Origin of the sequence: Acidiferrimicrobium sp. IK, from assembly GCF_025499425.1 — a bacterium.
In the GTDB taxonomy this organism is placed as follows: domain Bacteria; phylum Actinomycetota; class Acidimicrobiia; order Acidimicrobiales; family Palsa-688; genus Acidiferrimicrobium.
Window position 1 is genome coordinate 204,262 of the sequence record NZ_JAIMCB010000006.1, and the last position, 18,636, is coordinate 222,897.

Sequence of the window (18,636 nt, forward strand, 5' to 3'; positions counted from 1 at the left end):
GGCAGTACAGAGCTGTCTTTTGTCCCTACCGAGGAGCGAAACCGATGACCACGACAACAAGTCCGGCCCGGGTGGCCTTCTTGATCTTGAGTGAGGATCCGGCCCGGGCGCTTCCTGGCTTGGTGATGGCGGCGCGGATGAAAGTGAATCGTGGCGCCGACGTGCGCGTCCTGTTCTTCGGTCCGGGCGTGAAGCTGGCGGCCAGTGGGGCGGCCGACGAGCATCTCGACGCTCTTCGCGCCGCGGGCATCGGGGCGAAGGCATGCTCGGCCAACGTCGAGCAGTACGGCCTTGCCGCCGAGGTTGCGACGCGCCCGCTGGAGCTGCTCGCTGCCGGAGCAGAGGTCGAGGAGTACGCCCGCCAGGGCTACACGGTGCTCAGTTTTTGATCCTCCGATCAGGGGCGTCGGTCCTCCCGGAGCGCAACGAGTCGAGACCCGGTCAGGCAACCCCTTCGACTGGCTGGCCACTACTGGTCCAGGCGACGAAGCCACCAGCGATCTCCCTCGCACCCCGAGATGCTGGGAGCTTGCTGCGCACCGCGTGCTGGCAGAGATAGATGGCGTCGCGGCGTGGCGCCGTGGCGTGCCAGAGGAACGAGACCTTCACCGATCCCGGCGGGAACCCGAATTTCCGCCGCTCGGCGCGGGTGCGAAGGTCAAGGATCGGCTGGCCGGTCATCTCGCACTCCTGCCACGCTTGTTCGGGTGAGATAGCCCGCACGTTCATAACGCCCTCTGGGTTCTCCCGCTCCTTGGGGAACATGTCGGCTGCGTCGAGTCTGCGCTGCCTCTCAAGGCATGCTCCACTTCAGTGCTCTCCTGGCTTGTGAAGACTTCGGAGGTGGGGTGACCTTCGGTTTTCGTGTCGAGTTCGATGACGGCGCGTAGCGCATTGGTGAGCGATCGGTAGGTGTCGGCTCCGAGGGTGTTGGCGAGGTGAAGCTCGGCGTCGCTGGCTCTCTCGGCGACCCGCTCGGCGAGCTGCGTTCCCCGATCGGTGGGGTAGAGTGGCCGCCTTCTGGCGTCGGCGGGATCTCGCCGGGCAGAGCAGAGCCCTCCCGCGACGAGGGTCTCGACGATCCGCTGGGCGTTCATCGCGTCGGTGCCAAGCCGGCGGCCGAGGCCGCGCACGCCCTGGCCGGGCTCGGCCGTGACGAGTCGGAGCATGGCTGCCTGAGGGGCGGTGAGCCCGAGGTCGGATAGGCGCCCCTCCCATTGGCGGCGGCGGGCCCGGTGGGCGACGCCGAGAAGGAACCCGACGCCGGCGAGCCCGAACCCCTCCCCCTCCTGGCGTCTTGGATCGGAGCTCGCGGCGGTCAACGGCGCGGTCGTCACCGCTAGCCGCCCGGAGCCTCTGGTTTGATGGCCCAGGCGACCACGACCGTGTCGGCCGTGGCCGCATTAGCGCCCTGGCCGTGGCCACCTCGGCGGTCACGGATGGCGAGCACCTCGATCCTGAGCTCGGTTGGCAGGGCATCACGGAGCCGTTCGGGAGTGAGGAGCCGGTCGGGGTCAGGCGGCCCTTGACGGCCGAGGCTGGTGACGTGGTGGCCGACGACGTAGAGATGGCCACCGGGGCGAAGCGCCAGTGCGGCACCGGCGAGAACGGCGACCAAGGCATCCTGGTCCGGATGGATGTTGGCCACGATCACGAGATTGAAACTGGCCTCTTCGGGGCGCCAGTCGAAAAGGTCGGCACAGACCGTGGTGATGGTGAGGCCGAGCGCGCCGGCTGCGTCCCTGGCTTGGTCGAGCCCGACCCTTGAGGCGTCGAGAAGGGTCATGTCCCAGCCCTTTTGTGCGAGCCACAGGCTGTTGCGCCCGGGGCCCGCCCCGAGGTCAAGGCCCCGGCCAACCGGCTGGCCTTCGGCCAGTTCCACCAGGTAGGGGTCGGGGTCGGTCGGCCAGCCTTTTTCGGAGAATCGGTGGTCCCATATCTGTCCGGCGGACGTCACCGCCCACCACTGTCGGTTCGGGCAACGTCGGTTCCGTCACCGTTGGGTGCCCCGTCACCGCTGACGCCGGCGATGATCTCGACGGCGAGACCGTAGGCGGGCATGCCGGAGGTCACGAGGGATGTTTCGGCTACGCCGACTAGGTCGGTGAGCGTGGCCCCGGCGCGAAGCGCCCCCCCGGCGTGCAGGCGGGCGGGACCCTCCCGGCCGAGGGCGACGAGCTGGGCGAAGTGGACCAGCTGCTGGACTCGTGGCTCGAGCGGGTTCTCCGCCAGCAGCGACCGGCGCAGCGCCTCGATCGCCTCGACGGCACCGAGTCGTCCGGTGGCCTCCGCCACAGAGAGGCGTTCGTCGATTCCTGCCGGGACGTGGCCGAAGACCTGCCGGTAGCGGTCCCGAAGGGACTCGGCGCGGCCGGCAGTATCCGCGCTCACGAGCGGACCCGGGCCATCGATGCGCGTACCTGCGCCAAGGCGCCAGAGGGAAAATCGACCGCCCCGCCGATCCCGGTGGCGGCGAGCTCGGCCTCGGCAGATTCTTCGATGGCGACGACGAGCCGGGCGGCGGCCATCGGATCAGCGCCGAAGGCCAGCAGGCCGTGGTTGGCCAGCAGCACCGCGGAGGTCGTCGGGTGCTCACCGAGCGCGGCTTCGATCCCCCAGACCGAGACGTCCGAACCGCGGGGTCCCCAGGCGACGACCGGGACCGGTTCGGCCTGGCCGAAGCGCAACAGCGGCTCGGCCCGACACGGCAGCTCCTTGTTGGCCAAGGCGAACGCGGTGGCGGAGGGGGAGTGGGTGTGGATGATCCCGCCGACCCCGGCCCGGGCACGGTAGATGACGGCGTGCATGGCGACGATCTCGGCGTTTTCGGGAGCGAGTTCCCCCTCGAGGACGTCGCCGTCCACGTTGACCGTCGCCACCTGGTCGGGGCGCAGGTCGCGGACCATCCCAGTGGTGGTGAGGGCGAAGCGGTCAGCATCCAGCCTGGCGCTCAGGTTGGCGTGGCCGGCATGGGACATCACGTCGGAGGCGAAGAGATGGCGGGCGGCGGCGACCACCGCCTCGCCGGGGCTGGGGGTATCGGATCGAGTGATCATGAATGGCTCCTTCGTCGCAACGGGATCAACGTAGCGGTGTCTACGATTGTTCCCCCGTGAACGCCAGCCCCACAGCGGACGAGTATCTCCCGCCAAGTGGGTACGACCCCGGACATGAGGCCGGCCAGCCCACCCAGGCGTCCTGCAGTGCACCTGCACGGCAGGGCCGATACCTGTGCGTGCGGAGCAAACATGTGCCCGATGCTGCGCTGAGGAGCCGAACGCGCGGATGAGCCGAAGACGGCACCGGTGAGCACCGGCAGCGCCGCCCGGGGCGGTAGCGCCGGGGCGGTGGTCCACCTGGACGAAGGAAAGCAGGCCAAGCACGAGGCAGTGATCCGCAACGTGGGAACCTGCTCGACTCGCCGCCATCCCCAAAGCCACCCACCTCACCAGCTACTCCTACCGGAGGAAGCGGTCCTCCAATCTCGCGCTGTTCGAAGGCCTCGCCCGACAATGCCGAGCGGTCGGGCTGTACTCGGGCGACCCGGGAGCGAATCCGACGAGGACGCGTTCGCGCGGAACTGATCACGCCGACGATGCCTGGTCCTTCGGCGAGCGGTCGTTGCGTACGGCTCGGCGCCCGCCGACCAAAGACGGGGACGCCAACTTTGGCGCGTTGAGGGTCGAAGACATTGGTTTGTGTTGGCGTTGTCGATCTCCCATCGTGGGAAGAACTCTCCTCGTGACCAACGACCATCCCAGCGACCGGCACGAACCTCACCAAGATCCTCGTGGCGGCCAGAGCGCCATCGACGTTTTAGGTACCGAGCACGACCGACTCCAGGCGCTCTTCGCGCGCGTGTCGAGCCCTGACGAGGATCGCCCGGCGGTTCTCAAGGAGTTGCTGCAGGCCCTGGCGAACCACATGGCGATGGAGAAGCAGGTCCTGATTCCTATATTGGAGGATCAGATCGAAGGCGGCTCGATGTTGGCTGATCGTATGACTGACGAGCACGACCGCGTAGAGCGCTGTTTGACGTTGCTCGAACGGAGGAAGGTTAACTCCCCTGATGTCCCTGCGCTGGTCACCGACCTGCTCGACATCACCGATGCCCACATCAGCGGAGGCAACTCGGCGGTCTTCCCGGCGTTGCGAGACGCGTTGTCAGCGGCGGAGCTCGACGAGTTGGGAGCGGCCATGGTCTCCGATGAGCGCAGGCGCTTGACCCATTCGCATCCTGCGTTGCCCGACACCGGTCCGGTGGCCGCTGTCACGCGGAAAGTTGCCGAGGTCGTCGACAATGTGCGTGACCGCTCAGCGGACATCGGCCGCACGACAACCTGATGGCCATGCCGTCTGTCACGTTTACTTGTCGTGACAGACTCCTAGAATGTCCGTACAATGTCGGTCGGAATTTCGGCGGCAGGGCCGTCCGGTTAGACCCGCTGTGGTCAGTGCCAGAAGGGTGGTCTCGTGGACGAAGTGGGAGCAAACGGGGTGGTCGTCCACTTGAGCGAAGCAGGGGCGGATAAGCATGCCGCGGTGCTGCGGAACGTGGCCAACCTGCTCGACGAGATGGGTCCGGGGCTGCAGATAGAAGGGGTGGCCCACGGCCTTGGGATCGAGGTGTGCCTTCGCGATAGCCCGGTGGCGGAGACTCTGAGCGGCCTAGTCGCTCGAGGAGTGACAGTCGCAGCGTGTGAGAACAACGATCGCAGCGCCGGTGAGCGGGAACGAGAAGGCCGAGACGGTGGTACCGGTCGTTCCGTCCGCGCAGGATCGCCATGGCGTACCGCTGGCGACACCGAACCCCGCAACCATCAAGGCGGCAAGGATCATGTGGGTGGTTTCCGGGCCCGTGGCCGGGTTGAACATCGCCGCCCACGGATTGGTGGTCTCAGGAGGCCATGCGGTGGTGGGTGGTGATGGTCGCTGCCGACTGGGGGGTCGGTGGCGGACCCGTTCCAGGCGTGCCGCGGCGGGAAGCCAGCGCCGACACACCCCGGCGCGATCCTGGCGGCGGTCATGTGGGTAGGCGTCCGGCGTACGCGCTGTTCGGCGGCACCGACTTCGGCGCCGGGTTCTGGGATCTCATCGCCGGCGGGCCGCAACGCGGCGGCCGGCAGCGTAGGTTGATCGAGCACCCCACCGGACCGGTCTGGGAAGCCAACCACGTGGTGGCTCATCTTCATCCTGGTCGTCATGTGGACCTGCTTCCCGGGCCTGGTCGGCGCGGGATCGTCGACCCTGTGGATACCGCTGACGCTTGTCGCGTTCGGGGTCATCGGGCGGGGTTCCGCTTTCGCGTTCCGCAAGGCTGCAACCGCTGTCTGGCCCACCGCGGCCTGCTGCTCGTGATCATCTCTGCCATCCCCGGCGTCACTTCCCTCCTGCTCCTCTACCGCGGCCGGTTCCTCACCGCTCGAATCACGGCCGCCGTCGCCGTCACCCGGTGCTGCGGGCCTGGGGCGCAGCCCAGTACCCCAAGGCCCGCCAACCTGCTGACCGCCACCCTGATCAGGCCCGGAGCCGGGACCGTCCTCCTCGTCCAATCTCTCATCTGGCTCTACACCATCTTCCAACGCAACCCAGCCCATCCTGAAAGCCGACGAGATGACGCCCGTGCGACCTGACCCGGCACTGAACACTGTCCCGCTCTCGGACCTCGACGCGACCCAGAGATCGTTCGGTCAGCTGCGGGTACTCCGATCCGGCCTCTTCGACCGTTCCCGGTCATGGACCGAAAGCGCCGTGTGCCGACACGTCGACACAGAACTGTTCTTCCCGGTCGGGAGCAACAAAGCGGCCACCGACCAAGCCAATACCGCAAAGGCGATCTGCGCCGCATGTCCCGTCCGCGCGGCGTGTCTCGAATACGCCCTCGCAACCAACCAAACTGACGGAATCTGGGGCGGCCTCGACGAGGCCGAACGCCTGGCTATACGCCGACGGGCCCGCCATGGTCAACGAATGCCCTTCCAGGGAATATGACAGGCCACCCGACGTCCCCGACAGGACTGAGTCGGGCCGTGTGGTCCCACGGGGTTGCCAACCGCGCCAGCCAGTTGGGGGTGGCCTCGCCGGTGAGCCGGGTGAGCAGCGGCTGATGGACCGTGCGGGCGAGGACGCCCGGCGAGGACGAGCAGCCTGGGTCGCTGGCCCGGCGGTCGGTGCCGGCGCACTGGTCGTGGGCTGTTCGGCGGCCTCCTTCACAGGCGGCGGAGAGTCTCGGCTGCCCGGGCGAGTTGACGGTCCGGTGGACGAGTCGGTAGTAGGCGCGGACGACACGCGTTTCGCCGATCGCGGCACCGCTCGGTGACCAAGCTGCTGTCGGCACCGGCCGACTCGAAGGTGTAAGGACCATTCCGTGTTTGGTCGCTCGGGGTTGTCCGGTCGCCACTTACCGTAAAGGTGTTGGCAGGAGGTCAGGTCGCTGCTATTCACGTGAGCCCCATCAGCTCGGAGGCTGACAGTAAGGCGGGCGACCGAGCGGAGGTCGATCCCAGTGCGCGGGTGAACCGTGTGCGTCGCGGTCGGCCTCGTGCGCAACCCGCGGTGTTGCGTTCGCTCCAGAGTGGGGACCTCGCCGGGTGCCGCAGCGACCCTAGATAGCCCTACGGGTAGGGGTAAAGTCGGTGCGCTACCACTTAGAGGGAGATGCCCGGGTATGTGTCGATCAGTGGCGTGCAAGGTTTGCGGGAAGACGACTTGGGCCGGTTGCGGCCAACACGTCGACCAGGTCATGATGGCGGTCCCGACTTCGCAGCGCTGCCCGGGCCACCCCCAAGAGGCTAGGGGCGACCGGTCCTTGCTCCGCCGCCTGCTGGGCCGACGCTGACGCATCGACGCTGACGGTGCCGCCTCGCGGGGGCGGCGAAGGGGCTCATCGCTTGGCGGCGATGCCTTGGTAGAAAGATCCGAAGGTGCCAGGCCCGGGTGTCTGGTAGGTGTTGAGTTCGGAGATGACCAGGCCTGACGTCTCGATCAGTTCGGCTATCGGTCGGTTGAGATGGCATCCGCCGGCAACCTTTCCCCAGATCGGAGTGAGGCGGTCCTGCCACGCCGCCACCCTGCGATCAGCCGAGCGGCCGTGCTCGACGAAGTGGAGGCTCCCGCCGGGGCGAAGCACCCGGCGGACCTCCAGGAGCGCGCGGTCGACGTCAGGAATGGTGCAGAGGGTCCAGGTCACCAGGACGCTGTCCATGGACTGGTCGTCGAGAGGGAGGTCCTGGCCGTCGAGGCCGATGTACTCGACGGGTATCGGGCTGGCCGCGACGCGGCGGGCGGCGATCTTGCGGGCCGCCGTCGCCGGGTCGACGGCGCGCACTGCGGTGACCGCTGCCGGGTAGTGGGGGACGTTGCGGCCTGAGCCGAAACCGACCTCGAGGACATTCCCGCTGAGCCCGGATGCCACCTCGGCGCGGATCGCGTCGAAGGGCTTACCCAAGGCTACGTCGACGAGCCGCGGGAGTACGACGTCGTCGTAGAAGCGCACGCTCAAATCCCCTCGGTGGCCGGTCGCATTCGAGTTTTGGTGGCCACGGCGTCCAGTGTGCGACAAGACCCTGGCCGGTGCCACGGCCTCAGGCCAGGGACAGGAAAACCTTTTCCATCTTGGCGATGTCGGCTTCGGAGAACGCGCCATCCGGGGCCAGGCACTGCTTCATCCCCGAAGCGACGATCTTGAAGCCGGCGCGGTCTAAAGCCTTGCTGGCAGCGCACAGCTGGGTGACCACGTCCTCGCAGTCGCGGCCCTCCTCGATCATGCGAGCCAGACCGCCTACTTGGCCTTCTATCCGACGCAACCGCTTGAGCACGTCGGTGACGATGTCATCGTCTATCTTCACGCCCCCACTGTACCCAACCTCCCTGGGTATACCGAGGCCCACGAGAGGCCACGCGAGACCGGTGCGGCGGGCGGGGGGTCACAGGGGAGCGCGCATGTCGCTGCCTGTGGCCGCCCGCCTAGGGTCGGAGGGTGGCCGATAGCGCAGAGTCCAATGCAGCCGTCTGGAAGTCCGATGCGGGCATCGTCCAGTGGGTAGCGACCGCCGAGGAGCGGGAGCGGGGGCGGGTGTGGCCGCGCCGGTTGCTGGCCGAGCTGTTGCCGTTCTCGGAGGCGGATGCCTTCGAGTTTGTCGATCTCGGCGCCGGGACAGGCGCCGCTGCTCGTGCTGTGCTCGACCGTTACCCCGGGGCGACGGCTGTCCTCGCCGACTACTCCTCGCAGATGATGGAGGAGGGGAGCCGAGCCCTCGTCGGGTACGACGGGCGGTACCGCTACGTCGAGTTCGACCTTGAAGCTGGTCGCTGGCCGGCTGAGATCACCGGGGGTTTGCAGGCTGTGATCAGCTCGCTGTGCGTCCATCACCTACCCGACGAGCGCAAACAGGCACTGTTCGAACAGATCCTGGAGCGCCTGGCGCCCGGTGCGTGGTACCTCAACTACGACCCGGTCGCGGCCGACGACCCGGCGGTCGAGGCCGCCTGGCGGCGCGTCGTCGACGAGCGCGATCCGGAGGCGGCGGCCAGGAGAGCCCACCGTGAGCCAGCCGAGCAGGAGCGCTGGGACAACCACGTACGGCACATAGTCCCTCTGGCGCTTCAGCTGGGCTTCTTGCGAGGGGCCGGTTACGAAGGGGTCGACGCCTACTGGAAAGAGCTCGACCACGCGATCTTCGGGGGACGGCGCCCAACGGGCTGAGAGCGGCGCGGACGGCGGTCGTCGGTGCCAGCGGGGCAGCCGGGTTCGCTCGCCGCTGCGCCGGGGTATCAGTGCCGGCGCTGCGCCGGCTACGGGGGCCAGCGCGCTGGCTGGTCGATGCTTCAACAAGCTGGGTCCGTCGGGCGCTCGTCATGGACAGGAGGAGGAGTTGTGTCGACAGTCGGGGATTCGAGAGCCGTCGAGCTGACATGGAGGTCGAGGCCGGTCGGCTCAGGGGCCTTGGTTGGTGTGGGCGCCGCCGCGTTCTTGGACGAGACGCTGTTCCATCAGATCCTTCATTGGCATCACTTTTGGGACGGAGGCTCCCAAAGTGCAGGGCTGGTGTCCGACGGCTTGTTTCACCTGGCGGGCACCCTGTGCCTCGTCTCCGGTCTGTTCCTCTTCGCTGACCTCCGACGTCGCGGCACCTTCAACCGGCCCTTGTGGTGGGCCGGATTCTGTTTCGGCAACGGCGGGTTCGAGCTCTACGACGGGATCGTCCAGCACAAGATCCTGCACCTCCACCAGATCCGCTATCACGTGACCCTGTGGCCCTATGACGTCACCTGGAACGTCATCGCGGCGATCATCCTAATCGTCGGGTTCGTCCTCTACCGGAGAGCTGTCCGGGCGCCGTCCGGGCGACAAGCGGGCGACCTGCATCGATGAGCTCGGCGGCGGGCTGGCAATCCGGCGCCACTGGCCTCGTCGTAGTTGCGCTCCCCGCGGCCGGCTACCTAGCCGGGCGAGTGCGCCTTGCGAGCCGAGGTGGCCACTGGCCGCTGGCAAGGGATGGAGCATTCGCTGGAGGATGGCTGTGCGTCGCCATCGCCGTCGCCTCGCCGCTAGCGGCCCGAGACGAGCAGTTCCCGGTGCATGTCGTGCAACACATCTTGCTCGGGGTGCTCGCGCCGGTCCTGCTTGCCCTCTCCGGTCCGGTCACGCTGCTGTTGCGGGTCTCGACGCCGGCGGTGCGTCGTTTCGTGACCCGAGTGCTGCGCAGTCGCGCAGTGGGATGGTTGTCCTGGGCGCCGGTGGGGGCCGTCCTGTCGGTCGGGGCCATGTACCCCCTGTACCTCACCGGGATCTACCGCTTCACGCTGCGCCATCCACTGGCCCACGCCGCCTTGCACGCCCACATGCTCCTGGCGGGGTGCCTGTTCGCCTGGGCGCTGGTGGGTGTCGACCCGGTCCACAACCGAGGATCATGGCGGGTGCGGCTCGTCGCGTTGACCGGGGCCCTCGCGGCGCACGCCATCCTGGCTTTGTACCTCTACGTACATGCCGGCGCCCTGGCCCAGCCGGGGGTGACCGGTACCAGCGGTGACTGGAGGCTTGGCGCGGAGATCCTGTGGTACGGCGGGGATGCGGCCGACCTGGCTGTGATCGTTGCGTTCTTCGGCCAGTGGTATCGCCGTGGTGGACGTGAGCTGCGGAGGCAGCGAGAGCTGCAGGCGGTAGGCGTCCGTGGGGCAGCCAGCACCGATCGGCCGCGCCCTTATGAGCCGCAGGCTGGAGCCGGCCCGCTCCCGGAGTAGGTGGGTGGTCGACCTCGAGCGCCGGTGCGCATACTTGTGACGTGCGCGTGGATCGCAGGAGTGCTGTGCCGTTGTGGAGCCAGGTGCTCGACGACCTGCGCGGTCGTTTGTCGGCAGGGGAGTTCGCCGAGGGTTTCCCTGGTGACGTGGAGCTGACGTCGCAGTACCGGGTTAGCCGTCAGACGGTCCGCGAGGCGCTGCGACGCCTGCAGCAAGAGGGCGTGATCGAGCGGGGTCGCGGGCGCGGCACCTTCGTGCGCCAACGCCCGGTCGAGCAGCAGATGGGCACCCTCTACAGCCTGTACAGGTCGGCGGAGGAGCAAGGCTTCGTCCAGGAGAGCCAGGTCCGCTTCCTCGAGGTCCGCCGGGATCCGGAGGCGGCGGCGATGCTGGGTCGGGGGCCGGCGGACCCGCTCGTCTACCTCGAGCGGGTCCGCATGATCGACGGGCACCCGGTGGTGCTCGACTGCTCGTGGTTGCCGGCACAACTGGCCTCCCCCCTCTTGGACGCCGATTTCCACCGCACCGCCCTCTATCAAGAGATGGATGCCCGCTGCGGCCTGCGCCCCGATGCCGGCTGGGAGCGGGTGTCGCCGGTGTTGCCCACGCCCGAGCAACGGGCCCTGCTCGGTATGCGGGTCCGCAGCCCGGCCTACGGGATCGAGCGGCTCGCCTGCCAGGGCAACCTGGCCGTGGAGTGGCGCCACGGCGTGATCCGGGCGGACCGGTTCCGCTTCGTCGCCCGCTGGGGCGGTGGCCGGGTCGACGCCGCCTTCGAGTCCCCCTCGGGAGGGCGGGCAGCAGCGTGCTCGCAGCCTGTGCCGGCCGCGACCGCAGAGGTCGAGTCGCCTCCCCAGCGACGGGGCGGCCGACGAGGTTCAGCGGTGGGCGGGTAGGCGGGCCGAATAGATGGAGTAGCCGTCGACGTGGCGCGCCACGGCAGTGGCGATGAACGTGGCGGCCATGATCGGCACCATCAGCTGGAAGCCACTGTGGGTCAGCTCGAGGACCAGCACGAGCCCGGCGAGGGGTGCTTGTATCGAAGCTCCGAGCATGCTGGCACCGCCGACGATGGCAAAGGCCCCGACCGGAGCGCCTGGCCACAGCATCGACCAGGCGATCCCGGTGAAGGCCCCAAAGACCGCCCCGGTGCTCATGAACGGGGTGAACAGCCCTCCGGACGCGCCCCCGCCGATGCAGAGAGCGGTGACCAGGGGCTTGAGGGCAAACAGAGCGAAGAGGGCCAGCAGGCTGCCCTGGCCTAAAAATGCCCTGTGGGCCATGTCCTTGCCGTTGCCGAACAGGCCCGGGTAGGCGATGCCGATGACGCCGAGGACCGAGAAGGCGAGGAGGGGACCGGCTATGGCGGCTCGGCCGCTCAGTCGATGGTGCGACACCCAGCCGATGAGCCGGATGTAACCGGAGGCCAGCAGCCCGATTATCGGGGCAGCGAGGAGGGCCCAGACGAACAACGACGTCGTGAAGTGGTAGCTGGGGATGTCGAGGTAGGTGGCGTGCTGTGGCAGATAGAGCCAGGCGACGGCGGTGGCGATCCAGGCGCACCCCACCGCCGGCAGGACCACGGGCAGGGTAACCGAGCCGACCAGGAGCTCGGCGGTGAACAGCGCCCCACCCAAGGGGACGTTGTACACCGCGGCCAGCCCGGCGCCGGCTCCGCAGGCCACCAGCAGACGTCGCTGCGCGGTGTTGAGCCCCAACCATCCTGACGCGACGCTGCCGGACACGCCGCCCATCAGCTTGGGAGCGGCCTCCCTGCCGATCGAGGCGCCCATACCGATGACCACCTCGGAGATCAGCCCGGTCAGCAGGCTGCGCCGCGGCGACAGGCGGCCGTCGCCGGTCCAGATCACCTCGTCCACTTCTGAGTGCTCGCCCTTGGTCCACTTGCGCAGCAGGTACCAGGCAGGACCGGCAAACGCCCCGGCAGCGGCGAGCGACGCCACCCGGTGCAGACCGCTGGCTCGCTCGACGTGGTTCTGGAAGTCACCGGGTCCTGTTCCGAACACGAGGTGCTCCAGGCCGAAGAGCACCACCATCATCAGGTCCCCGGCAAGGCCTGTCGCCACCCCGGTGATCGCCAGCGCCAACCAGAAGCGGGGGGTGAGGGTGGCGTCACCCTCGTCGGTGTTGTTGGGCTGCTCAGTGGCCCCGCGCCCCGACGGCAGGCGTCGAGGTACCAGAGGCGCGGGCACCCGGACGCGCCGGAGGTGCGGCGGGGCGCCACCGGACCACAGTCGTGCTGCCCGTCGCCGGGGGCGGGAGCTGGGTGGGTTAGTGGGGTCGTCCATGGTTGGGTGTGCTGATCAGGCCGGTGGCTCGGCCCCGAGCCGCCGGATCGCACCTGGCTCGTGCGATCGATGGTTGACAGACGCGGACCGAAGCGATTTTATAGTACTGACATTCGCACATAGCCGGCTGGGCCATGGCCCTGGCGGCGTGACGGTAGTGGCGAAAGGTGGTGTCGTGGCTGAGATCGTGACGATCGAGACACCGGCGTTGGGGGACCGCAGCTACCTCGTGCATGACGCCGAGGTGGCGGTGGTAATCGATCCTCAGCGCGACATCGACCGGGTGCTCGACGCGGCGGAAGCACTCGGCGTGCGCGTCACACACGTGTTGGAGACGCACCTGCACAACGACTACGTGACCGGGGGGCTGGCGTTGGCGCAGCGGCTCGGCGCTGCTTATGTAGTGCCGGAGGGAGATCAGGTTGCGTTCGATCGGGTGCCTGCTCGGGATGGTGACCGCATCGCTACCGGTCGGTTAGTGGTCACGCCAGTGCATACCCCCGGGCACACACCCAACCACATGGCGTACGTCGTCGGCGAAGACGGGGGGCGGCAGGTGGCGGTGTTCACGGGCGGCTCAATGCTCTTCGGGGCAGTCGGGCGCACGGACCTGGTCGCCGACGAGCGCACCGACGAGCTGACCCGGGCCCAGTACCGGTCGGTGCGGCGTCTCGCCACCGAGCTGCCCGACGAGGTGTCGGTTCACCCCACCCATGGGTTCGGGAGCTTCTGTTCGGCCACCAAGACCAGCGGTGACGCGTCCACGATCGGCCAGGAGCGCACCCAAAACCTGGCGTTGGTGACCGAGGACGAGGATGCCTTCGTCCAACAGCTCCTCGCCGGCTTGGGCGCCTACCCGAGCTACTACGTCCACATGGGGGCGCTCAACGCCGCCGGACCGGAGGCGCCGGACCTGTCCCTGCCACAGGAGGTCGACGCCGAGGAGCTGCGCCGACGGGTCGCCGCGGGCGAATGGGTCGTCGACCTGCGCCAACGACAGGCGTTCGCCCGGCTGCACATGGCGGGGACGGTGTCGATCGAGATCGGAGATCCCTTCGCCACCTACTTCGGTTGGACGCTGCCCTGGCATGCACCGGTGACGTTGGTGGGCGACAGCAGGGAGCAGGTGGCTGCGGCGCGCCGCCAGCTCGTCCGGATCGGTGTGGACCACCTGGCCGGTGCCGCGGCGGGCGACATCGAGGAGATGGCCGGCGGGCACACGTCGCGCTACCGGGTGGCCAAGTTCGCCGACCTGGCCGAGACCTACGGCCGCGACGGCGTGGTGGTCTTGGACGTGCGCCGCCCCGACGAGTGGAGCGAGGGCCACCTGGCCGGTGCCGCCCACATCCCGTTCTGGGAGTTGGCTGACCGGGTGGGCGAGGTGCCTGACGGTGAGGTGTGGGTGCACTGCGCCAGCGGGTTTCGGGCCTCGATCGCGTCGTCCATCCTGGACCGGGCCGGCCGCCAGGCTGTGCTGATCGACGACGACTGGGAGCAGGCCAGGGACGTGGGCCTGCCGATAGCCTCCCCGACCGGCGCCGCTTAGCCCACCCGAGCGACCAAGAGGGAGGACTCTTGCGTTACGGCTTCGCAATTGACCAGCGGACATGTATCGGCTGTCACGCGTGCACGGTGGCGTGCAAGACCGAGCATCAGATACCGGTCGGGCAGTTCCGCACGTGGGTCAAGTACGTCGACAAGGGGGAGTGGCCGGCCTCGACCCGTGCGTTCGGGGTGATGCGTTGCAACCACTGCACCGACGCCCCGTGCGTCAAGATCTGTCCCACGCAGGCGCTGTTCAAGCGTGACGACGGGATCGTCGACTTTGACAAGGATCGTTGCATTGGCTGCAAGAGCTGCATGCAGGGTTGTCCGTACGACGCGATCTACATAGACGAGGACACACACACCGCGGCCAAGTGCAACTACTGCGCCCATCGGGTCGACGACGGCCTCGAGCCGGCGTGCGTGGTGGTCTGCCCTACCCATTCCATCTGGGCCGGCGACCTCGACGACCCGACGAGCGGGGTCGCCCGGCTGGTGGCCACCAACCCCACCGCGGTCCGGTCCCCGGAGCAGGACACCGGACCCAACGTCTTCTACCTCGGAGCCGACCGGGCGGTGCTCGACCCGACGCTGGCCCCCGTGGACGGCTCGTACCTGTGGGCCGAGCCCGACGCCCAACGCCGGGCAGTGGCCGCCGAGTTTGCCCCTGACGCGGTCAGCGGTGCCAAGACGACGCTCAACACCGCTCACCCACGCCCTTGGGGCTGGCGGGTCACCACCTACCTGTGGACCAAAGGGGTCGGGTCCGGGGCGCTCCTCGTGACCTCCGGGGCTCTCCTGGCAGGCATCCCCCCGATGGGGGTGCTGCGCCTCGCCGCGCCGGCGGTGGCCGTGGGCTTCACCGCCGTCACCGGCGGCCTGCTGGTCTGGGACCTCAAGCGTCCCGAACGGTTCTTGTACATCTTCACCAAGCCCAACCCGAGTTCGTGGCTGTTCTGGGGCTCGGTGTGCCTGGCCGGCTATTCAGCGGTGGGGGGGACGTGGTTGGCCGCTGCCCTGGCTGACTCCGCTGGCCTCCTCGGACCCGCCGGTTTCGCCCGGGTCGTGGGCTCCCTGCGCTGGGCGGCGATCCCGACTGCGGTGGCCGCCGCCGGCTACACCGCCTTTCTCTTCGCCCAAGCCGAGGGCCGGGACCTTTGGCAGTCCAAGATGCTGCTGCCGCACCTCGTCGTGCAGGCCGTCCAGGGCGGCTCGGGCGTACTGCTGGCCCTGTCGGCGGTGACCGGCGGGCCGCCGGCTGTGACCCGGATGCTCGCCGGGACCTTCGTGGCGGCGTCAGCCGCCAACACTGCTTCGCTGGCCCTCGAGTACGGCACCGGGCATGAGACCAAGCAAGCCGCGGCCGCCGCGCGGATGATCACCCATGGTCGCTACCGCAAGCTGTTCTGGGCCGGGGTGGTCGGTGTCGGGGGCCTGGCGGCCACCTTGGCGGTGCCGGGTATCAAGGGCCGCCATCTGCGCCGTGCTGCGCTGGGCGGCCTCCTCGGCCAGGCCTCCCTGATCGCCTACGAGTCGGTGTTCGTCCGGGCCGGACAGGACGTGCCGCTCTCGTGAAACCAGCGCCGTCGTCGTGAAAGGGGACCACGTGCCCACCAACCAGCCGCGCCCGACAGTCGTGGCGCCCGACCCGTCCGGGGTGGCACTCCCCGGGGCTCGCCGCCACGAGCAGCTCGCCAACTTCCCGCCGGTCGGCGATTGGGACCACCACGTCGAGCACGACGCCAAGGCCCATCCCCGCAAGGTGGCGCACGAGTACATGCTGGTGCCGACCACCTGCTTCAACTGTGAGTCGGGCTGCGGCCTGCTGGCCTACGTCGACAAGTCCGACCTGTCGATCCGCAAGCTGGAAGGCAACCCTGCCCACCCGGGCTCCCGTGGCCGTAACTGCGCCAAGGGGCCGGCGACGGTCAACCAGATCGACGATCCCGAGCGGATCCTTTATCCGCTGCGACGCGTCGGCGCCCGCGGTGAGGGCAACTGGGAGCGGGTGTCGTGGGACGAGGCGCTCGACGACATTGCCGGGCGGATCCGTCGGTCGATCACCGAGGGCCGCCCCGAGGAGGTGATGTACCACGTCGGTCGCCCCGGCGAGGACGGGTTCGCCGAACGCTTCCTCACCGCGTGGGGTGTGGACGGGCACAACAGCCACACCAACGTGTGCTCCTCGGGGGCCCGGTTCGGGATGACGCTGTGGACCGGCTACGACCGGCCCAGCCCCGACCACGCCAACGCCAAGGTGATCCTGTTGCTGTCGAGCCATCTCGAGACCGGCCACTACTTCAACCCGCACGCCCAGCGGATCATGGAAGGCAAGCTCGACGGCGCCAAGCTCGTCGTCGTCGACCCCCGCCTGTCCAACACCGCCGCGCACGCCGACCTGTGGCTGTCGCCGTGGCCGGGTTCGGAGGCCGCCATGCTGCTGTCTGTGGCGTCGTTCCTGCTCCGCACCCGCCAGATCGACACCGACTACATGCGCCGCTGGTTCAACTGGTCGGATTACCTGGCCAACCTCCATCCCGACGACCCGGTGGACTTCGACGTCTTCCTCGACCGGCTCGAAGCCGACTACTCGCAATACACCTTCGAGTTCGCCGCCGCGGAAGCCCAGATCGAGCCCGAACGCATCGAGGAGCTCGCCCGGCTCGTCGCCGGGGCCGACCACCGCCTCTCCGCACACGTGTGGCGCTCGGCGTGTGCCGGCAATCTGGGCGGTTGGCAGGTGGCGCGAGCCCTGTGGTTCTTGCTGGCGTTGACCGGCAGCATCGGGACCGTCGGTGGCACCAGCCCCAACGGATGGGACAAGTTCATCCCCAAGGGACCCACCATCCCCGAGGGCCACGACCATTGGAACGAGTTGACGTGGCCCGGTGAGTACCCCCTGGCCACCAACGAGATGTCGATCCTCCTGCCGCACTTCCTGGAGGAGGGCCGCGGGAGGCTGGAGGTGTACTTCTCCCGGGTGTGGAACCCGATCTGGACCGCCCCGGACGGGTTCACTTGGCTCGACGCCCTCACCGATTCCGACAAGGTCGGCCTGCACGTGGCGCTCACCCCCACCTGGTCGGAGACCGCCACCTTCGCTGACTACGTGCTGCCGATGGGCCACGCCCCCGAACGCCACGACACCATGTCCTACGAGACCCACGCCGGCAAGTGGCTGAGCTTTCGCCAGCCGGTACGGCGTGTGGCCATGCAAAAGCTGGGGATCCCGGTCGACGACACCCGCGACGCGAACCCGGGTGAGGTGTGGGAGGAGAACGAGTTCTGGTTCGACCTGTCATGGCGGATCGACCCCGACGGGGCTTTGGGGATACGCCGCCACTTCGAGTCGCCGTACCGTCCCGGTGAAAAGGTCACCGTCGACGAGTACTACCGCTGGATCTTCGAGAACCAGGTGCCGGGGTTGCCCGAACGGGCAGCCGAGGCCGGCCTCACCTGCCTCGAGTACATGCGCAAGTTCGGGGCGGTGGCGGTCGGTGACGCCGCTTACCGCCTCGACGAACGCACCCTCGACGGCGCCGAGACCGAGGGCGCGCAGGTCGATCAGCTCGGGGTGCTGCGCCGCCCCGTCGGCCTCGACGACGAGCCGCCGCTAATCGGCGAGGCCGGGTCGCTCGGCGTGCGCCACGACGACGGCACCGTGACCGTCGGCTTCCCGACCCCCTCGCGGCGGTTGGAGATCTACTCGGCCACGATGCGCGACTGGGGCTGGCCCGAGTACGCGGCCCCCGGCTACATCGAGTCGCACATCTCCCGCCGCCAGATCGACCTCGAGGCCGGCCAGCTCGTGTTGGTGCCCACCTTCCGCCTCCCGGTCCTCATCCACACCCGCTCCGGCAATGCCAAGTACCTCAACGAGATCGCCAACAGCCACCCCTTGTGGTTGCATCCCGACGACGCCCAACGCCACCAGGTCGGCACCGGAGGCCTGGTGAGGATCAACACCACCATCGGCTACTTCGTGGCCCGGGTCTGGGTGACCGAAGCCATCCGTCCGGGGGTGTGCGCCCTCAGCCACCACATGGGTCGCTGGCGCCTCCACGACACCGACGGCAGCCGGTGGGTCACCGGTCAGGTCGACCTCACCCACCCCGACGGCCCCGACACTTGGCTGTTGCGCTACCGCAGCGGCGTCGAGCCGTTCACCTCCGACGATCCCGACAGCGAGCGAATCTACTGGACCGACCCCGGCGTCCACCAGAACCTCGCCTTCGCCGTCCAACCCGACCCACTGTCGGGCATGAACTGCTGGCTGCAGAAGGTCACCGTCGAGCACACCCAAGCCGGTGACCACTACGGCGACGTGTACGTCGACCGGCGCCGCTCGCGCCAGGTCTACCAGGAATGGCTGTCTATGACCCGCTCCACCACCGGCCCCGAGGGCCAACGCCGTCCCGAGTTCATGATGCGCCCGGTCAAGCCCAAGCGCAGGGCCTACCGGGTCGCGCAGTGAGAAATCCCTTCCGGGTGCTTCGCCGGCGACGACCGGCCAGCGTGACCCCCGAGGGATCACGGAGCG

At 68.6% G+C, this 18,636-nt stretch carries 20 protein-coding genes; 11 read left to right on the forward strand and 9 right to left on the reverse strand.

Annotated features, from left to right (window positions below; translation table 11 throughout):
* Positions 1 to 44 precede the first annotated feature (44 nt).
* Entirely contained in the window at positions 45 to 389 is a 345-nt protein-coding gene (locus tag K6U06_RS12160) for a DsrE family protein (RefSeq protein ID WP_262322202.1), read from the forward strand.
* Between the two features lie 52 nt (positions 390 to 441).
* Here the strand turns inward: K6U06_RS12160 and K6U06_RS12165 are convergent, their stop codons facing one another.
* From K6U06_RS12165 to K6U06_RS12185, 5 genes are read right to left on the reverse strand one after another with little or no spacing between them, the layout of a single operon-like run.
* Positions 442 to 681 (reverse strand): rhodanese-like domain-containing protein, encoded by a 240-nt coding sequence (locus K6U06_RS12165; protein ID WP_262322203.1) that lies wholly within the window; start codon positions 679 to 681, stop codon positions 442 to 444.
* A gap of 44 nt (positions 682 to 725) precedes the next feature.
* Positions 726 to 1,322, reverse strand: a complete 597-nt coding sequence (locus K6U06_RS12170; protein ID WP_262322204.1) for a MarR family winged helix-turn-helix transcriptional regulator — start codon at positions 1,320 to 1,322, stop codon at positions 726 to 728.
* Positions 1,323 to 1,339: 17 nt separating this feature from the next.
* Positions 1,340 to 1,957, reverse strand: a complete 618-nt coding sequence (locus K6U06_RS12175; RefSeq protein WP_262322205.1) for a class I SAM-dependent methyltransferase — start codon at positions 1,955 to 1,957, stop codon at positions 1,340 to 1,342.
* Positions 1,954 to 2,391 carry a carboxymuconolactone decarboxylase family protein gene (locus K6U06_RS12180; RefSeq protein ID WP_262322206.1) on the reverse strand — a complete coding sequence of 146 codons (438 nt, stop codon included), beginning with the start codon at positions 2,389 to 2,391 and terminating at the stop codon, positions 1,954 to 1,956. Before K6U06_RS12180 ends, K6U06_RS12175 begins: the two co-directional genes overlap by 4 nt.
* Positions 2,388 to 3,056, reverse strand: a complete 669-nt coding sequence (locus K6U06_RS12185; protein WP_262322207.1) for a class II aldolase/adducin family protein — start codon at positions 3,054 to 3,056, stop codon at positions 2,388 to 2,390. Before K6U06_RS12185 ends, K6U06_RS12180 begins: the two co-directional genes overlap by 4 nt.
* 685 nt (positions 3,057 to 3,741) lie before the next feature.
* Here K6U06_RS12185 and K6U06_RS12190 point away from each other — a divergent pair.
* Positions 3,742 to 4,344, forward strand: coding sequence for a hemerythrin domain-containing protein (locus tag K6U06_RS12190; RefSeq protein WP_262322208.1), 603 nt, complete (start codon positions 3,742 to 3,744; stop codon positions 4,342 to 4,344).
* Between the two features lie 324 nt (positions 4,345 to 4,668).
* Here the strand turns inward: K6U06_RS12190 and K6U06_RS24695 are convergent, their stop codons facing one another.
* Complete coding sequence (locus K6U06_RS24695; RefSeq protein WP_410051031.1) at positions 4,669 to 4,875, reverse strand: hypothetical protein; 207 nt, start codon at positions 4,873 to 4,875, stop codon at positions 4,669 to 4,671.
* Between the two features lie 327 nt (positions 4,876 to 5,202).
* Between K6U06_RS24695 and K6U06_RS24700 the strand changes: the two genes are divergently transcribed.
* A complete protein-coding gene (locus tag K6U06_RS24700) occupies positions 5,203 to 5,358 on the forward strand; it encodes a hypothetical protein (protein ID WP_410051032.1) in 156 nt (51 codons plus the stop codon).
* Positions 5,359 to 5,613: 255 nt separating this feature from the next.
* Entirely contained in the window at positions 5,614 to 5,991 is a 378-nt protein-coding gene (locus K6U06_RS12200; RefSeq protein ID WP_316044716.1) for a WhiB family transcriptional regulator, read from the forward strand.
* Positions 5,992 to 6,883: 892 nt separating this feature from the next.
* Here the strand turns inward: K6U06_RS12200 and K6U06_RS12205 are convergent.
* Positions 6,884 to 7,495, reverse strand: a complete 612-nt coding sequence (locus K6U06_RS12205; RefSeq protein ID WP_262322210.1) for a class I SAM-dependent methyltransferase — start codon at positions 7,493 to 7,495, stop codon at positions 6,884 to 6,886.
* Between the two features lie 88 nt (positions 7,496 to 7,583).
* A complete protein-coding gene (locus K6U06_RS12210) occupies positions 7,584 to 7,847 on the reverse strand; it encodes a metal-sensitive transcriptional regulator (protein WP_262322211.1) in 264 nt (87 codons plus the stop codon).
* Positions 7,848 to 7,978: 131 nt separating this feature from the next.
* Between K6U06_RS12210 and K6U06_RS12215 the strand changes: the two genes are divergently transcribed.
* The 4 genes from K6U06_RS12215 to K6U06_RS12230 all read left to right on the forward strand — a co-directional run bounded on the left by K6U06_RS12215 (position 7,979) and on the right by K6U06_RS12230 (position 11,138).
* A complete protein-coding gene (locus K6U06_RS12215) occupies positions 7,979 to 8,704 on the forward strand; it encodes a class I SAM-dependent methyltransferase (RefSeq protein WP_262322212.1) in 726 nt (241 codons plus the stop codon).
* A 171-nt stretch (positions 8,705 to 8,875) separates the two neighbouring features.
* The gene (locus K6U06_RS12220) at positions 8,876 to 9,373 is read left to right on the forward strand and encodes a DUF2243 domain-containing protein (RefSeq protein WP_410051033.1); all 498 of its coding nucleotides are present in this window, start codon (positions 8,876 to 8,878) and stop codon (positions 9,371 to 9,373) included.
* On the forward strand, positions 9,370 to 10,242 hold the full coding sequence (locus K6U06_RS12225; RefSeq protein ID WP_262322214.1) for a cytochrome c oxidase assembly protein: 873 nt from the start codon (positions 9,370 to 9,372) through the stop codon (positions 10,240 to 10,242). Before K6U06_RS12220 ends, K6U06_RS12225 begins: the two co-directional genes overlap by 4 nt.
* A gap of 41 nt (positions 10,243 to 10,283) precedes the next feature.
* Positions 10,284 to 11,138 carry a GntR family transcriptional regulator gene (locus K6U06_RS12230; RefSeq protein ID WP_262322215.1) on the forward strand — a complete coding sequence of 285 codons (855 nt, stop codon included), beginning with the start codon at positions 10,284 to 10,286 and terminating at the stop codon, positions 11,136 to 11,138.
* Here the strand turns inward: K6U06_RS12230 and K6U06_RS12235 are convergent.
* Positions 11,121 to 12,455, reverse strand: a complete 1,335-nt coding sequence (locus tag K6U06_RS12235; RefSeq protein WP_262322216.1) for a chloride channel protein — start codon at positions 12,453 to 12,455, stop codon at positions 11,121 to 11,123. The two genes, K6U06_RS12230 and K6U06_RS12235, sit on opposite strands and share 18 nt — an antisense overlap.
* 271 nt (positions 12,456 to 12,726) lie before the next feature.
* Here K6U06_RS12235 and K6U06_RS12240 point away from each other — a divergent pair, with 271 nt between their 5' ends.
* The 3 genes from K6U06_RS12240 to K6U06_RS12250 are packed head-to-tail and all read left to right on the forward strand — an operon-like array spanning position 12,727 to position 18,570.
* Positions 12,727 to 14,097, forward strand: a complete 1,371-nt coding sequence (locus tag K6U06_RS12240) for an MBL fold metallo-hydrolase (protein WP_262322217.1) — start codon at positions 12,727 to 12,729, stop codon at positions 14,095 to 14,097.
* Between the two features lie 29 nt (positions 14,098 to 14,126).
* Complete coding sequence (locus K6U06_RS12245) at positions 14,127 to 15,671, forward strand: 4Fe-4S dicluster domain-containing protein (RefSeq protein ID WP_262322218.1); 1,545 nt, start codon at positions 14,127 to 14,129, stop codon at positions 15,669 to 15,671.
* A 31-nt stretch (positions 15,672 to 15,702) separates the two neighbouring features.
* Entirely contained in the window at positions 15,703 to 18,570 is a 2,868-nt protein-coding gene (locus K6U06_RS12250) for a molybdopterin-dependent oxidoreductase (protein ID WP_262322219.1), read from the forward strand.
* The last annotated feature ends 66 nt before the right edge of the window (positions 18,571 to 18,636 follow it).

What these genes read in the sequence shown, in the direction of transcription:
- K6U06_RS12165 (WP_262322203.1), bottom strand. Translation starts at nt 681, where the DNA reads ATGACCGGCCAGCCGATCCTTGACCTTCGCACCCGCGCCGAGCGGCGG.
- K6U06_RS12225 (WP_262322214.1), top strand. Translation starts at nt 9,370, where the DNA reads ATGAGCTCGGCGGCGGGCTGGCAATCCGGCGCCACTGGCCTCGTCGTA.
- K6U06_RS12200 (WP_316044716.1), top strand. Translation starts at nt 5,614, where the DNA reads ATGACGCCCGTGCGACCTGACCCGGCACTGAACACTGTCCCGCTCTCG.
- K6U06_RS24700 (WP_410051032.1), top strand. Translation starts at nt 5,203, where the DNA reads ATGTGGACCTGCTTCCCGGGCCTGGTCGGCGCGGGATCGTCGACCCTG.
- K6U06_RS12185 (WP_262322207.1), bottom strand. Translation starts at nt 3,056, where the DNA reads ATGATCACTCGATCCGATACCCCCAGCCCCGGCGAGGCGGTGGTCGCC.
- K6U06_RS12160 (WP_262322202.1), top strand. Translation starts at nt 45, where the DNA reads ATGACCACGACAACAAGTCCGGCCCGGGTGGCCTTCTTGATCTTGAGT.
- K6U06_RS24695 (WP_410051031.1), bottom strand. Translation starts at nt 4,875, where the DNA reads ATGTTCAACCCGGCCACGGGCCCGGAAACCACCCACATGATCCTTGCC.